Annotated in this window: 16 protein-coding genes; 8 read left to right on the top strand and 8 right to left on the bottom strand. The window is 66.5% G+C overall.

Going from position 1 to position 13,526, the window contains the following annotated elements:
* Positions 1–56 precede the first annotated feature (56 nt).
* From JOF56_RS12045 to JOF56_RS12035, 3 genes are all read left to right on the top strand, one after another.
* On the top strand, positions 57–497 hold the full coding sequence (locus JOF56_RS12045) for a hypothetical protein (protein WP_209637259.1): 441 nt from the start codon (positions 57–59) through the stop codon (positions 495–497).
* Between the two features lie 61 nt (positions 498–558).
* Positions 559–822: a hypothetical protein gene (locus tag JOF56_RS12040; RefSeq protein ID WP_209637258.1), complete on the top strand. Its 264-nt coding sequence runs from the start codon at positions 559–561 to the stop codon at positions 820–822.
* Positions 823–859: 37 nt separating this feature from the next.
* On the top strand, positions 860–1,537 hold the full coding sequence (locus tag JOF56_RS12035) for a DedA family protein (protein ID WP_209648196.1): 678 nt from the start codon (positions 860–862) through the stop codon (positions 1,535–1,537).
* On the opposite strand, the gene JOF56_RS12030 is transcribed toward JOF56_RS12035, so the two are convergent.
* Positions 1,534–2,907: an FAD-binding oxidoreductase gene (locus tag JOF56_RS12030; RefSeq protein WP_307855056.1), complete on the bottom strand. Its 1,374-nt coding sequence runs from the start codon at positions 2,905–2,907 to the stop codon at positions 1,534–1,536. The genes JOF56_RS12035 and JOF56_RS12030 overlap by 4 nt on opposite strands.
* A gap of 128 nt (positions 2,908–3,035) precedes the next feature.
* On the opposite strand from JOF56_RS12030, the gene JOF56_RS12025 reads away from it, so the two are divergent.
* The 4 genes from JOF56_RS12025 (at position 3,036) to JOF56_RS12010 (ending at position 6,956) form a co-directional block, all read left to right on the top strand.
* A complete protein-coding gene (locus JOF56_RS12025; protein ID WP_209637257.1) occupies positions 3,036–3,980 on the top strand; it encodes an alpha/beta hydrolase in 945 nt (314 codons plus the stop codon).
* Positions 3,981–4,004: 24 nt separating this feature from the next.
* Positions 4,005–4,922: an alpha/beta hydrolase gene (locus JOF56_RS12020; RefSeq protein ID WP_209637256.1), complete on the top strand. Its 918-nt coding sequence runs from the start codon at positions 4,005–4,007 to the stop codon at positions 4,920–4,922.
* Positions 4,923–4,962: 40 nt separating this feature from the next.
* Positions 4,963–5,598 carry a DedA family protein gene (locus JOF56_RS12015; RefSeq protein ID WP_372448376.1) on the top strand — a complete coding sequence of 212 codons (636 nt, stop codon included), beginning with the start codon at positions 4,963–4,965 and terminating at the stop codon, positions 5,596–5,598.
* A gap of 68 nt (positions 5,599–5,666) precedes the next feature.
* Positions 5,667–6,956 (top strand): DUF2207 family protein, encoded by a 1,290-nt coding sequence (locus tag JOF56_RS12010; protein ID WP_209637254.1) that lies wholly within the window; start codon positions 5,667–5,669, stop codon positions 6,954–6,956.
* Here the strand turns inward: JOF56_RS12010 and JOF56_RS12005 are convergent.
* From JOF56_RS12005 to JOF56_RS11980, 6 genes are all read right to left on the bottom strand, one after another.
* Positions 6,953–7,363 (bottom strand): VOC family protein, encoded by a 411-nt coding sequence (locus JOF56_RS12005; RefSeq protein ID WP_209637253.1) that lies wholly within the window; start codon positions 7,361–7,363, stop codon positions 6,953–6,955. The two genes, JOF56_RS12010 and JOF56_RS12005, sit on opposite strands and share 4 nt — an antisense overlap.
* 132 nt (positions 7,364–7,495) lie before the next feature.
* Positions 7,496–8,107 carry a nucleoside/nucleotide kinase family protein gene (locus JOF56_RS12000; protein ID WP_209637252.1) on the bottom strand — a complete coding sequence of 204 codons (612 nt, stop codon included), beginning with the start codon at positions 8,105–8,107 and terminating at the stop codon, positions 7,496–7,498.
* A complete protein-coding gene (locus tag JOF56_RS11995) occupies positions 8,091–8,894 on the bottom strand; it encodes a PfkB family carbohydrate kinase (RefSeq protein ID WP_209648194.1) in 804 nt (267 codons plus the stop codon). Before JOF56_RS11995 ends, JOF56_RS12000 begins: the two co-directional genes overlap by 17 nt.
* Positions 8,894–9,697, bottom strand: a complete 804-nt coding sequence (locus JOF56_RS11990) for an ATP-binding cassette domain-containing protein (protein ID WP_209637251.1) — start codon at positions 9,695–9,697, stop codon at positions 8,894–8,896. Before JOF56_RS11990 ends, JOF56_RS11995 begins: the two co-directional genes overlap by 1 nt.
* On the bottom strand, positions 9,694–10,665 hold the full coding sequence (locus JOF56_RS11985) for an ABC transporter permease (protein WP_209637250.1): 972 nt from the start codon (positions 10,663–10,665) through the stop codon (positions 9,694–9,696). Before JOF56_RS11985 ends, JOF56_RS11990 begins: the two co-directional genes overlap by 4 nt.
* A 4-nt stretch (positions 10,666–10,669) precedes the next feature.
* Entirely contained in the window at positions 10,670–11,674 is a 1,005-nt protein-coding gene (locus JOF56_RS11980) for a substrate-binding domain-containing protein (protein WP_209637249.1), read from the bottom strand.
* Between the two features lie 117 nt (positions 11,675–11,791).
* Between JOF56_RS11980 and JOF56_RS11975 the strand changes: the two genes are divergently transcribed.
* Positions 11,792–12,784, top strand: coding sequence for a LacI family DNA-binding transcriptional regulator (locus JOF56_RS11975; RefSeq protein WP_281065678.1), 993 nt, complete (start codon positions 11,792–11,794; stop codon positions 12,782–12,784).
* A gap of 4 nt (positions 12,785–12,788) precedes the next feature.
* Here the strand turns inward: JOF56_RS11975 and JOF56_RS11970 are convergent, their stop codons facing one another.
* Positions 12,789–13,517, bottom strand: coding sequence for an SDR family oxidoreductase (locus tag JOF56_RS11970; protein WP_209637245.1), 729 nt, complete (start codon positions 13,515–13,517; stop codon positions 12,789–12,791).
* Positions 13,518–13,526: the final 9 nt, after the last annotated feature.

Here is a 13,526-nt window from a genome sequence, read left to right as displayed (position 1 = left end):
AATACCGCTGCGATACCACTGGGGATTTTACCGGTTATTCCGATCGGAGTTTCATCATGCGGAAAAGCATGTTCACGGCCGCCTGCGCCGTCCTGGTTGTCGGCGCGTTGGCACCAAGCGCGAATGCCAGCACCACTGCCGCCGTTCGAGAGTGCCCCCGGGGCAACTGGGACTTCTGCATCGAGACCACGGACGACAACCCCGGCGGCCGGATGTGGGTGGAGCTGACCGGCGACAAGGTCCAGATCTGCGACACCGACGCTGACGACAAGCGCGCCGTGGGCAACGTCTACGACGGTTCGCGCTCGGCGGGGAACCTGCACAAGAGGTACACGTTCTACGCGGAGACGAGGGGCACCTGTGTGACCAAGCTGGCCAACATGGGCAGCCCCTATAACCTGCCCGAGGGCAGGGAGTTCACGTTCGAGATCTGCCTGGACGACGACCCGGGCCGGGACAAGTTCTGCACGTACTACGAGAAGTTCAACGACAACTGATCGGAATTCCCGTGGGAGGCGCCTCCCACGGGATTTTCCCGCGACAGGTAGCGTCGGCGACGTGGCGAGGGAGAGGGATCCGGAGCAGTTGCTTTCGGAGGCGTTGCGGGCGCAGGCGGTTCAGGCCGGGCCGCCGGCCACGCCTGGGTTCGGGCTGCTGTCAGGCAATGATCTTGGACTGGCAGCGCGGGTCCAGACGTTGGTCGAGGAACAGGTGGAAGTCGAGCAGCCACGGGGGCCGCTGAGCGGGTGGGCTGTGCTGGTCGTGGCGGTCGCGCTCGGGCTTGCCTGCGGTGCGGTCGCAGGTCTGCTCACGATGCTCTAAGAGAGCTTCTGTACCGTATGAAGGCGTGACGAACACCATGTCGATCATGCCTCAGTGGTTGGACGCCGAATACCTGCTCAGCGGGCTCGGCGGATTCATGCTGGTGGGACTGTGCCTCATCGTGTTCGCTGAGTGCGGTCTGCTGGTCGGGTTCTTCCTGCCCGGCGACTCGCTTCTGTTCATGGCCGGGCTGTTCATCTCCAAGGGCCTGATCACCGAGCCGCTCTGGCTGGTGGCCACGATCCTCACGGTCTGTGCGTTCCTCGGCAACGTGACCGGGTACTGGATCGGCCGCTGGGTCGGGCCGAAGTTGTTCAACAAGCCCGACTCCAAGCTGTTCAAGAAGGAGTACGTCGACAAGACCCACGCCTTCTTCGACAAGTACGGCCCCCGCGCGATCGTGCTGGCGCGGTTCGTGCCGATCGTGCGGACGTTCATCACCGCGATCGCCGGTGTGGGCAAGATGGAGCCCAAGAAGTTCTTCACGTACTCCGCCATCGGCGGCGTTTTCTGGGCCGCGGGCATCACCGTGCTCGGCTACTTCCTCGGTCAGATCGCGTTCGTGCGCGACAACATCGAGATGATGATCATCCTGATCGTGCTGCTGTCGATCGTGCCGATCATCATCGAGGTGATCAAGGCGCGCAAGGAGAAGAAGCACGAGGCGGCCACGGCGGCCGAGGCCACTCAGGTCATCCAGCGCATCGACGGCTAGAACATCGATCCCGGGTTGAAGAGATTGCCCGGATCCAGCGAGTTCTTGATGGCCCGGTGGACTTTCATGCCCACCGGGCCGATCTCTCTGGCCAGCCAGTCGCGTTTGATCTTTCCGACGCCGTGCTCGCCGGTGATGGTGCCGCCCAGGGCCAGGCCGACTTCCAGGATCTCGTCGAAAGCCTTGCGGGCACGGGCGAACTCGTCCTCCGATGACGCGTCGTAGACGATCGTCGGGTGCATGTTGCCGTCACCGGCGTGACCCACGACGGCGATCCGGAGCCCCACTTCCCGGCTGATTCGTTCGCAGCCGGACATCAGTTCCGCGATTCGGGTCCGCGGCACGCAGACGTCGTCGGTCAGCCAGGTGCCGTAGACCTCCAGCGCTGTCAGAACTGCCCTGCGGGCGCGTAGAAGCATCTGCCCTTCGGACAGATCATGGGTCGTGTAGGCAAGATCGGCGCCTTGGCCGCGGCAGACCTGTTCGATGACTTCGAGTTCGTGCCGGGCCGCCTCGCCGCCCGCGTCGGACTGGCACAGCAGCAGCGCCGCGCATCCCTTGCCCGCGCCCAGTTCCGTCTTCAGGTATTCCTCGACCGCCTGGATCGAGGCGGCATCCATGATCTCCATCAGAGACGGTACAAGGCCTTCGCGGACGATCTGGGACACCGCCGCGCCGGCCGCCTCGATGGTCGGGAAAGCCGCGATCGTCGTGCCCGGGACCTGGGGCAACGGCCGCAAAGCCACAGTGATCTCGGTGATCACGCCGAGCGTGCCCTCACTGCCGATGAACAGCTTCGTGAGGTCGTAGCCGGCCACGCCTTTGACTGTCCGGCGGCCGGTTCGCAGCACCTCGCCGGAGGCGAGCACGACTTCCAGGCCCAGCACGGAATCCGTGGTCACGCCGTACTTCACGCAACACAGCCCGCCCGCGTTGGTGGAAACGTTCCCACCGATCGTGCACCAGTCGTAGCTGGACGGGTCCGGCGGATAGAAAAGCCCGTGTTTCTCCACCGCATCGCGGAAATCGAGGTTCACCACGCCGGGCTGGACCACCGCGAGCCGGTTGTCCGGGTCGACCTCCAGGATCTCCTTCATCCGGGAGGTCACGAGCATCACGCAGCCGTCGATCGCGTTGGCCGCACCGGACAGGCCGCTGCCCGCCCCTCTGGGGACGATCGGGACGCCGAATTCACCGCACGCAAGGACGGTTTTCACCACGTCCTCGGTGCTGCCCGGAAGGACGACCAACAGGGGCGAACCATGGGGCGCCAACGGCATCATGTCGTGCTCGTAGCTGCTCGTGACGTCGGGATCCGTGATCACCGCGTCCGCGCCCAGCTCTGCTCTCAGCCGCTCTGCCAACGTCACGGTTAGCACGGTAACCCCTACTCATCGACCCCTGACAGTCTTTCGGAGGGCAGCGAACTACGCAGGTCGTGATCTACAGTGAGAACAGTCACGTCAAGGTCGACGAGGCGTCGGGGAGGCGAATCGCCATGGTTGAGCTACCTGCTACCCCCAGCATGGCCAGTCGCCTGCTGGCGCTGATGATGATGCGCAGCCTTCGCGTGTTCGGCGGCGTGGTCCGGCCGGGCACCGCCCCGCTGAGAATCGTGCGTGAGGCCTTCGACGCGGTCGGCCGGACGCCGCTGCCCCGCGGCACCAAGGTCAAGTGCATCACCGCAGGTGGCGTGCCTGCTCTGCTGGTCACCGCCAGGGAAGCCCAGGACTCGCCGGGGATGCTGCTGTACCTGCACGGCGGCGGATTCGTCTGCGGTTCGCCGAGGACGCACCGCCAGCTCGCGTCCCGGATCTCCGCGTCGACCGGCTTGCCGGTCATGCTCCTGGACTACCGGCTGGCGCCTGAACATCCCTTTCCGGCGGCGGCCGAGGACGCGCTCGCGGCGTACCGCTGGCTGCTGAGCGAGGGCTACGCGGCTGAGCGAATCGTGGTCGGCGGCGACTCCGCAGGTGGACACCTAACTGCGTGTTTGCTGGCCGACATCGCGAACGACCGGCTGCCGATGCCGGCCGCAGCCATCATGTTGTCGCCCTTCCTCGACCTGACCGGCAGTGAGCTCGCCGCTCGCGACAAGGCACTGCGCGATCCGTTCGTGCCCCCGGACTACGCGATGTGGTGTGGCCTGGCGTACGCGGGCGAGACGATGCTGACGCATCGCAGGCTGGACGTTCTGAAAGTCCGCAAACGCGGCTGGCCGCCAGTGCTGATCCAGGTCGGCGGCACGGAATGCTTGCTGGGCGACTCCGAGCGGATGGCCGAGTCGGTGCGGCGCTCCGGCGGTTACTGCGACCTGCAGGTGTGGCCCGGCCAGGTGCACGTCTTCCACTGGTTCGCGCCGTGGCTGCCCGAGGCCAACGCCGCGATCCGGCACATCGGCGAGTTCGTGCGTGAGGTATCCGACCAGATCGTTGCCGCGTAAGGATCCAACGCCGACAATCACCGCATGGAATTGCCGGTTACAGCGAGTGCGCAGAGCAGGCAACTGGAGCGGTTCTTCGCCACGCGCGTAAGGCCTGCCGCCGACCGGTGGGCCGCCCGTGGCTTCCAGTTGCAAGCACTCCGTCGGTTCGCCGACAGCGCGGGCCTGCAGCACCTGCCGACGGGCACCAAGGCGTGGGTGGCGCGGTACGGCTCGGTACGTGGCGTCTGGATCCAGGCCAAGGGCGCGAGCGTGGCCAACGGCATCGTGTTGCACCTGCATGGCGGTGGGTTCGTGTTCGGCTCGTCACGGTCGCACCGCGGCCTGGCGGTGATCATGTCCAGGCGGACGAAACGGCCTGTCTTCGTGCCGGACTACCGCAAAGCGCCGGAACATCCGTACCCGGCCGCCGCCGACGACTGCCTGGCTGTGTACCGCACGCTCGTGGACCGGGGCATTCCGGCGAACAAAATCGTCGTTTCCGGCGATTCGGCCGGTGGGCATCTCACCGCGTGCCTGCTGGCAGATCTGAGCCGCACGGGCCAGGCAATGCCGAGCCACGCCGTGCTTTTCTCCCCCTGGCTGGACCTCAGCGGCGAATTGGCCGCCGCACGGGACAAAACCCGCCGCGATCCGTTCGTGGCGGCGAGCGCGATTCTGGCGTGCCGGAAGGCGTATCTCGGCGACCGGGACCCGGCCGAGGAACGGCTCGCGGTGCTGGCGGCCGACAAGTCCGGCTGGCCGCCGGTGCTCATTCAGGTCGGCGACACGGAGTGCCTGATCGACGACGCACGGCAATTGGCGGTTTCGTTGCGGAATGCGGAAATCCCCTGCGAGCTGCAGGAGTGGCCGGGCCAGATCCACGCGTTCCCAGCGTTTTCCAACCTTGTCCCGGAAGGCCGCCAGGCCGTTCGTTACGTAGCCGATTTCGTTTCTTCTTGAGTGCGGCCACCTTTCACGTACGCTGCTGCAGATGAACGTGATGGGCTGGCTGGCGGACAACGGTCCGCTGATGGTCTGGCTGATCGTGCTCAGCTTTGTGTTCCTGGAATGCGCCTTCATCGTCGGCTTGTTCCTGCCGGGCGATTCCCTGCTGTTCACCGCGGGGCTGGTGCTGGCCCAGCAGGGCACACACGACGCGCAGGCGTGGGGCCTGTCCATCGCCGCGACGATCATCGCCGTGGTCGGCAACCAGCTCGGGTATCACATCGGCCGTAAGACGGGCTCGTCGCTGACCGGCCGGCTGGGCGGCAAGATGCTCAGCCCCGAGCGGCTGGCCAAGGCCCGTGACTTCCTCGATCGCCGCGGGTTCTGGGCGATCGTGCTGGCCCGCTGGATCCCGTGGATCCGCACGCTGGCGCCGCTGATCGCCGGCGCGGCCGCGATGGATTCCCGGCGCTACATGGCCGCCACCGCGACCGGTGCCGTGCTGTGGGTGCCCACGCTCGTCCTGCTCGGCTTCTACGGCGCGGGAGTGCTCGAGCGGTTCCCCTGGCTGATGACCACCGTGATGGCCATCGGGATCGGGTTCTTCGTGCTGGGGACGATCTGGGGCATCTGGCGCTACCGCCAGGAGATGCGCAAGCCCGCGGAGCTCGTGGTGATCACGGTGAAGTAGGCCGGTTTTCACAAATCCTGCCCGTTGGTCCATTGTGAGCGAATTCCCCGGCGGACACGCTTCCCGGCGTGACCGCGTTCCAGTTCAGCACTGCCTGCGTCGTCCTGCTCTGGTTCGTCCTGCAGGCGGCGATGCGGCACTGGACCAAGGGGACTCCGCTCCCGCACGGCACACCGGTGGACGAGCCACCGGCGATCGTGAACATGGCCGTGAACGGCTGGCAGATGACCGACGACGCGATCACCGCGACAGTGGTCGACCTGGCAGCGCGCGGGGTGCTGACGTTCGGGCCGGATCCGGAGCGAGTGACGATCCTCCTGCCCGAGGTCATCCCGTCCGGCCTGCGGACATACGAGCAAACACTGCTGCAGTACCTCCGCTCTCGCGCGGAGAGCGGCGTTGTACCTGCCGAAACGCTGAAAGATCGCCCCGTCGACGTCTATGACCAGTTCGAGCGGGAGGTCGATACCGAAGCCGACGCCCATGGCCGGGTCAGCAGGCGCTGGTCCGGCCGGCAACGTGCGGTCCTGATCTTCGCGTCCCTGCCGCCTGCCGTTCTGACCGTCTCCCTGGTCAATTGGACCAAGGCTGCGGACGTGTACTACGGGCGATGGATTCTCATCGGGCTGCTGTGGTGGCTGCTGGCATTGTTCGCGGTGCGGGGCCTGGACCCGCGACCCACGCCGCCCGGCGCTGAGATGACAGCGAGGTGGCTGAAGTACCGGGAGTTTCTCCGCGAGTCACCGGACATCGAGACCGCCCGCCCGGCCGACCTGGCGCTTTGGGGCAGGCAGTTGGCGTACGCGGCAGCGCTGGGCCTCGCGGAGGTGACCTTCTGGCTGATCCCGGCCGGCCGCGACGAGAAGACCATCGCCTGGTCGAACCATCAGGGCGGCTGGCAGAAGATCAAGATCTGGTACCCCTGGATGCTCGGCTGGGGACGTTCGCCTGGCCGCCGGGCCCTGCACGGTGTGTGGAAACTCGTTGTCGGTGTGGTGGTGCTGTTCATCGCCCGGCCTGAGCTCTTCGGCGTCCGGCCCGTCCCGCTGGCTGCCATCTGGACAACCGGTCTTCCGCTTACCGGAGCCTTGGTCGCGCTCGCCGCCGGTGTGCTGGACTTCTGTCTGCTCGTCACAGAAGCCCTGACCCGCCGCACCCGCACCGGTCTGGTGCTACGGCAAAGCACGGCCAGACACACCGGCGTCTACCTCGCGCTGTGCGATTTCCCGAAGTCCAAGGCGTACATCGTGCGGACGCACCTCGTGCGCGGCGGCTCCGCGGCCCTGAAGCAGGGCACCAAGGTGGAACTCACCTGCGGTTCGGGCATCGGCTGGGTCACCAGAGTGCGGATCCTCTAGGGCTTTTCCGCCCAGAGCACCAACTGGATGCCGTCCGGGTCACGCAACGCGATCACGGACGTCCCTGGTGCGCTGTGTTCCTCGGTGATCGGGGAGTACATCACGCCGTGCTCGTCGAGCCGCTCGGTCCACTCGGTCAGACAGGCCTCGTCGGGCACGGAGAACGACAGGTGATCCAGCCCCGGTCTCTTCTCGTCGAACACGTTGCCGGCCGCGTACGGGTGCTGGATCAGGGTCAGCGCGAACGCGTCGCCAGGGCCGCGCAGGAACGCCCGGCGTACACCGATCGCGTCCTCGTCCTGGCCGCCGACCACGCTGAACCCCAGGACGCGCTCGTACCAGGGGACGCTCCGATCCACGTCGGTCACGGTCAGCGCGATGTGATGCACGCCGCTCAACGTGGGCATTTCAGTCCGTCCTTTCGTGCGGCCAGGCGAGATCGGGGAAAGGCCGCTCCGCCATAGTGCCGTACGACTGTCCACTGATCGGAGGTCGTGAGCACGCCGTTATCGGACGTTCCGCAGCGCGAGACCCGCGGGTTACCCGCGTAGCACGAGATCGGCTCGGCCAGCCGTCGCGTTGATCACGGTTGCGTTGCGTTCATCGGACCCCAACGCCCTGTCACGAGCCTCGTCCGGGCTCCGGCCGAATTCCTCATGCCTCGCGATCAGCCGGCGGTGCCGCTCGTCCTCGCCGGGACGCAGGAACCAGATCTCGTCCAGCAGGTCGCGGACCATGCCCCACGGACCGTCCGGGACCAGCAGATAGTTGCCCTCGGTGACGACCAGTCTGGTGGTCTGGAACACCGGGACCGCGCAGGCGACCGGTTCCTCGATCTCCCGGCGGAACTCGGGTGCGTAGACGACCTCGTCGGTCTGGTCCCGCAGCCGTCGCAGCAGGTTGACGTATCCGGCTCCGTCGAACGTGTCCAGCGCGCCTTTGCGTTCGGTCCGGCCGAGCCGCTCCAGCTCGACTTGCGCGAGGTGGAAGCCGTCCATGCCGACGTAGACGGCTTCGTCGCCGAGCGCCTCGACCAGGCGGGCCGCGAGCGTCGACTTGCCCGCGCCGGGCGCGCCGCAGATGCCGAGCATCCCGCGCTTGTCCGTGGCCAGCGCTCTCGCGCGGTCGACCAGGTCATCGAAGTCGTGCACGCCAGCTCGCCCCCTCATGCTGAACCCGGACACCCGCGATGCGGTTGGCGAACGCGATGAGCTCGGGCATGTCCGCAGCTTTCGGCACGTGACCCAGCCGTGCTACCCCCAACGTCAGCGCGCCGTGCCAGACATCCCCTGCTCCAGAGGTGTCTTTGGCCTGTACCTCCGGCACAGGCACCGCACCACGCTCATCGCCCACGAACCACTGCACGGGATCAGGTCCATGTGTCCGCGTGATCACCGGGCAGTCCACGGGATCAGTGAAGGCCGACGAGCAGGCACAGACGTCCACCTGCGGTAACAGGTCCTCGAACACCGGCTTCCGGCTGCCCGCGTCCAGGATCACCGGCACTTCGGCCTTCGCGGCGGCCAACGCGAGTCCGGGATGGTGCCCGTCCAGCAGCACAGTGTCCACATCGGACAGATTGATCGCGGCCGAAGCCGTTGAACCTGAAGCGTTGTGTGAGACGACAGTTCTTTCGCCGTCACCGATCCGGACCGAGACCGCGCTCACCGCAGGCGGTTCGGCACGATCGGGTACGGCGTCCACGACCTCGACGCCGTACTGTTCCAGATCGCGCCTTGCCAAGTCCGCCAACGGATGCGCACCAAGTACGGTCACCAGGCGAACCTGACCGCCCAACGCGGCGATGGTGATCGCCGCGTTGGCAGCCGGGCCGCCTGCCACAAGCTCGACTGAGCTCGACTGGACTTTCTGGCCTGGCACAGGGAGATCGTCCACTCGCTGAACGAGGTCCACTGTGCACAGACCGACTGCGAGGATCAACGGTTCAGCCCGGTGGTGACACCGACTTCCTGGATCGAGCCGTCCTCGTTCATCCGCAGGGCACCGGTCAGCAGGCCGACGACCTCGTTCATCGAATGCGTCCGCGGTGAGACCACCGCGACCCGCCTGCCCAGCCGGTGCACGTGCACCCGGTCGGCGATCTCGAAGACATGCGGCATGTTGTGGCTGATCAGCACCACCGGCAGGCCGCGATCCCGGATCCGGCCGATCAGCTCGAGGACCTTGGCCGACTCGGCGACACCGAGCGCGGCCGTGGGCTCGTCCATGATCACCACACGGGTGCCGAACGCGGCCGCCCTGGCCACCGCGACGGCCTGCCTTTGCCCACCGGACAACGTTTCCACCGGCTGGGTCATCGATTTGATGTCGATCCCCAGCTCGTCGAGCACGCGCCGGGCCTCGGTGCGCATACCGCTGGAATCCAGCAGCCGGAACGCGCCGCCGAGGAATCCGGCACGGCGTTTTTCCCGGCCCAGGAACAGGTTCGTCGCGATGTCCTGGGCCGGCGCGAGCGCCAGGTCCTGATAGACCGTCTCGATGCCGTGCTTGCGGGCGTCCAGCGGGCCGTGGAACCGGACTTCGTTGCCGTCCACCAGGATCGTGCCCTCGTCCGGGATCACCGCCCCGGACAACGCCTTGATCAGCGTGGACTTGCCCGCGCCGTTGTCGCCGACCACCGCGAGGACCTCGCCGGCCCGCAGGTCGAAGTCGGCACCGTCCATCGCGGTGACCCGGCCGTAGCGTTTGACCAGGCCTTTCGCTTCCAGCACCGGGGTCATCGCTGCCTCCCTCGGGAGAACCGGTCCACCGCGACCGCGGCGATCACGAGCACGCCCGTGGCCACGTCCTGGTAGAGGTTGTCGATCCCGGCCTGGGTCAGGCCGGACCGCAGCACGGCCACGATCAGGGCGCCGATCAGCGTCCCGATCACGCTGCCCCGGCCGCCGAAAAGGCTCGTCCCGCCGATCACGACCGCGGTGATCGAGTTGAGGTTGTCCAGCTGCATCGCGTTCGGGTCGGCGTTGGGTACGCGGCCAAGTGCTTGCCACGCAGCGATTCCGTAGATCACGCCCGCGATGATGTAGACGCCCAGCAGGCTGCGCCGCACGTGGATTCCGGACAGGCGCGCGGCTTCCGGGTCGTTGCCGACCGCGTACACGTGCTTGCCCCATGCCGTGCGGGTCAGTGCGTACCAGGCGACCAGATACATCGCCAGCATGAGCACCATGCCGTACGTGATCTCTATCTGGCCGAACAGGTACTGCGACTGGCCGAGGAACCCGAGCATGTCGTCGGTGACCGGAAAGCTCTGTCCCGCGGCGTAAATCCGGCCGACCGCGGTGACGATGGTCAGCATGCCGAGGGTGACGATGAACGGCGGCAGGCGGAACCAGGTCACGACCGAGCCCGTCGTCGCGCCGAGTGCCGTTGCCACAAGGACACCGATCAGCAGGGCCACGATCCCGGGAAGGTCGTGCAGCAGCGCCATCTTGGCCATCAGCAGCGTCGCCAGGACCGCGATCGCCGCGTTGGCCAGGTCGATGCCGCTGGTCAGGATCACCAGCGTCTGGCCGAGCGCGAGCGTGCCGATCACCAGCGACTGCTGGACAACCAGCGACAGGTTGTCCACGGTGAAGAACGTGTCGGTGGTGACCGCGAAGACAGCCACCGCGACGACCAAGGCGATCGCCGGGCCGATCGCCGGCGTGCGCAGAATGAATTCGCTGCGCTCTTTAATTGTGGTCATGTGCTCAGCCCCAGCAGTTCTGCAATCCCCATGCGGTGTCCTGGCTCTGAATTCCAGGCACCGGCTTGTCGGTGATCACCGTAACGCCGGTGTTCACGAAGCCGGTCGGCTTCTTGCCCGACTTGGCGAACTCGATCGCGGCCTTCACGCCCTCGGCCGCCATTTTCTTCGGGAACTGCATCACGGTCGCGACGACTTTGCCGTCCTTGACGTCGGTGACGCCCTGGCATGAGCCGTCGATCGAGCCGATCACGACCTGACCTGCGATTCCCTTGGCCTGCAATGCCACATACGCACCGCGTGCGGCAGGCTCGTTGAGCGTGTAGACGGCCGTGAGCGAGGTGTCTCGCTGGAGCAGATTCTCGGTCGCGGTCTGGGCCTTGTTCTGCTCGCCGTTGGTGGATTCCACGCCGAGAATCGCCGGGTCACCGGTCTTGAGACCGATGCCTTCGAGGAACCCGTTGTGGCGCTGCTCACTCACCGTGGAGCCCGGGGTGCCGTCGAGCATGATCAGCTTCGGCGGCTTGGTGCCCAGCGCGGCTTTCACATACGTGCCCTGCATGCGGCCGGCCTCGGTGTTGTCGCTGGCGAACGTGGCGTCGACGGCGTCCTTCGGGTCGGTTTCGGTGTCCAGTGCGATCACCAGCACACCCTTGTCGCGAGCCTTCTTGATGGCGCCGAGAATGCCGGTCGAGTTGCTCGGCGTGATCATGATCGTCTTGGCGCCTTGCTGCACGAGGTTCTCGATCGCGGCGACCTGTCCCTCGTTGTCGCCGTCGAACTTGCCCGCCAGTGCGACCAGTTCGGCGCCGCCGCGTTCGGCCTCGGCTTTCGCCGAATCGCGCAACGCGACGAAGTACGGATTGGAGTCGGTCTTGGTCACGAGACCGACCTTGATCCTGCCGCCATCGGCGGGTTGATCCCCACTCCCGGCCTTCTGGCTGGTACAACCACTCGCGGCAAGCGCGAGCAGACCGGCGGCGATGATGGCGAGACCACGTCGTCCCATGACTTCCCCTCCTAGGCGTGCCTGGTTGCGGGGAAGTTAATGATTCACTTAGCCTGTCGCAACCGTTTGCGCAAACGCTTCCGCCCGTTTTGTCACAGGGGGCCCGGCTTGGTCACCATGAAGGATGTCGCCCAAATGGCGGGCGTCTCCATCACCACGGTCTCGCACGTGGTGAACTCCACGCGCGCCGTGGCACCGGAGACCAAGTTCAGAGTGCTGGACGCGATCGAGCGCACGGGTTACACCGGCGACGCAATCGCCCGATCGTTGGTCACCGGCGGCACCCGATCGTTGGGCGTCGCGATCTCGCTCGTGGCCAACCCGTACTTCGCCGAACTTATCCAGGCGATCGAGCACGAGACCTCGAAATCCGGCTACACGCTCGTGCTCACCGACACCCACGACGAGCAGTCAGCCGAACAGGCCGCGGTCCGCACGCTGCGTTCCCGGCGGGTCGACGGGCTGATCCTCACGCCGTCGCCCCGGGCGACCGGAACGGTGCTGCCGGAGCTCAAGCAGCTCGGCATCCCGATCGTCCTGGTCGACCGGCTCACCGTGGGCCAGGACTTCGACCAGGTCGGCCCGGAGAACGTGCACGCCACCTCGGCGCTGGTGCAGCACCTGGCCGAGATCGGGCACAAGCGAATCGGCATGGTCAGCGGCGCCGGAGGCCTGGCAACGTCATCCGAACGTGTACTGGGCTACCGGCTGGGCCTCGGCCGCTCCGGCCTGATCTGGGACGAGGCCCTCGTGCAGTCCGGCGAGTCCCGTGCCGAACCCGCTGCGGCGGCCCTGGGCCGGTTGCTCGACTTACCAAATCCCCCCACCGCCATAGTCGCCGGAAACAACGTGATGCTGTCCGGCGTCCTGCATGAAGCCCGTAAAAGGGACCGGAAAATCGGCCACGATCTCGCCGTTGTCGGATATGACGACGTCGAGTGGGCAGATTTGCTCGACCCACCCATCACCACAATGGCGCAGCCGATCGCCGAAATCGGGCGGACCGCCGTCCGAATGCTCCTCGGCCGGATCGCCGACCCTTCCCGCCCACCGGCGACAACGCGACTGCAGCCGATTCTGATGCACCGCAGATCGTGCGGCTGCGCCTGAGAATTTATCGTCCGCCGCTGATCGTGACAATCGATCCGGTGACGAACGCGGCCGCGTCAGAAAGCAGCCAGACGACGCCGTCGGCGATTTCCTCGGGCTTTCCGGCGCGGCCCATGGGAATGAGGGGAGCTGTGCGCGTCACCCGGTCGGGAGCACCGGCTGCCTCGTGCAACCCGGTTTCCACAAGGCCTGGGGCGACACAGTTCACCCGGATTCCCTCTGCGGCGACTTCGTCGGCCAGGCCCTTTGTCAGGGTCTCCACGGCCGCTTTGCTTGCGGCGTAATGCACCCATTCGCCGGGTGAGCCACGCTGAGCCGCGGTGGAGGAGATGTTGACGATCACGCCGCCTTCGCCGCCGTATTTCGTCGACATCCGGCGGACCGCTTCCCGGTCGCACAGAAAGGTTCCGGTCACGTTGACCTCCAGAACCTCGCGCACTGTCGAGACTTCGTGCTCGTCCAGGCGGGCGATCTTGTTGCCGGTGATGCCGGCGTTGCAGACCAGGCCGGTCAACGTGCCCAGTTCTTGCGCGGCGTCGAACAAACGCGTCACGTCGGCTTCGTCGGCCACGTTCGCTTTCACCGCGATGCCGCCGATCTCCTTCGCGACCGCCGCGGCCGCGCCCGCGTTGCCGACATAGTTCACGACCACCTGATGGCCCTGCTTCGCAGCCAACCGGCAGATCGCTGCTCCGATCCCGCGGCTGCCCCCAGTCACGATGACAACGCCCATCAGTTCACC

This window comes from Kibdelosporangium banguiense (assembly GCF_017876405.1).
GTDB lineage: Bacteria > Actinomycetota > Actinomycetes > Mycobacteriales > Pseudonocardiaceae > Kibdelosporangium > Kibdelosporangium banguiense.
The sequence above is the reverse complement of the archived record's forward strand: the minus strand, read 5'-3'. Positions and strand labels throughout refer to the sequence as shown.

What these genes read in the sequence shown, in the direction of transcription:
- JOF56_RS11985 (WP_209637250.1), bottom strand. Translation starts at nt 10,665, where the DNA reads ATGACCACAATTAAAGAGCGCAGCGAATTCATTCTGCGCACGCCGGCG.
- JOF56_RS12045 (WP_209637259.1), top strand. Translation starts at nt 57, where the DNA reads ATGCGGAAAAGCATGTTCACGGCCGCCTGCGCCGTCCTGGTTGTCGGC.
- JOF56_RS11975 (WP_281065678.1), top strand. Translation starts at nt 11,792, where the DNA reads ATGAAGGATGTCGCCCAAATGGCGGGCGTCTCCATCACCACGGTCTCG.
- JOF56_RS11970 (WP_209637245.1), bottom strand. Translation starts at nt 13,517, where the DNA reads ATGGGCGTTGTCATCGTGACTGGGGGCAGCCGCGGGATCGGAGCAGCG.
- JOF56_RS12015 (WP_372448376.1), top strand. Translation starts at nt 4,963, where the DNA reads ATGGGCTGGCTGGCGGACAACGGTCCGCTGATGGTCTGGCTGATCGTG.
- JOF56_RS12035 (WP_209648196.1), top strand. Translation starts at nt 860, where the DNA reads ATGTCGATCATGCCTCAGTGGTTGGACGCCGAATACCTGCTCAGCGGG.
- JOF56_RS12025 (WP_209637257.1), top strand. Translation starts at nt 3,036, where the DNA reads ATGGTTGAGCTACCTGCTACCCCCAGCATGGCCAGTCGCCTGCTGGCG.
- JOF56_RS11990 (WP_209637251.1), bottom strand. Translation starts at nt 9,697, where the DNA reads ATGACCCCGGTGCTGGAAGCGAAAGGCCTGGTCAAACGCTACGGCCGG.
- JOF56_RS12005 (WP_209637253.1), bottom strand. Translation starts at nt 7,363, where the DNA reads ATGCCCACGTTGAGCGGCGTGCATCACATCGCGCTGACCGTGACCGAC.
- JOF56_RS12020 (WP_209637256.1), top strand. Translation starts at nt 4,005, where the DNA reads ATGGAATTGCCGGTTACAGCGAGTGCGCAGAGCAGGCAACTGGAGCGG.
- JOF56_RS11980 (WP_209637249.1), bottom strand. Translation starts at nt 11,674, where the DNA reads ATGGGACGACGTGGTCTCGCCATCATCGCCGCCGGTCTGCTCGCGCTT.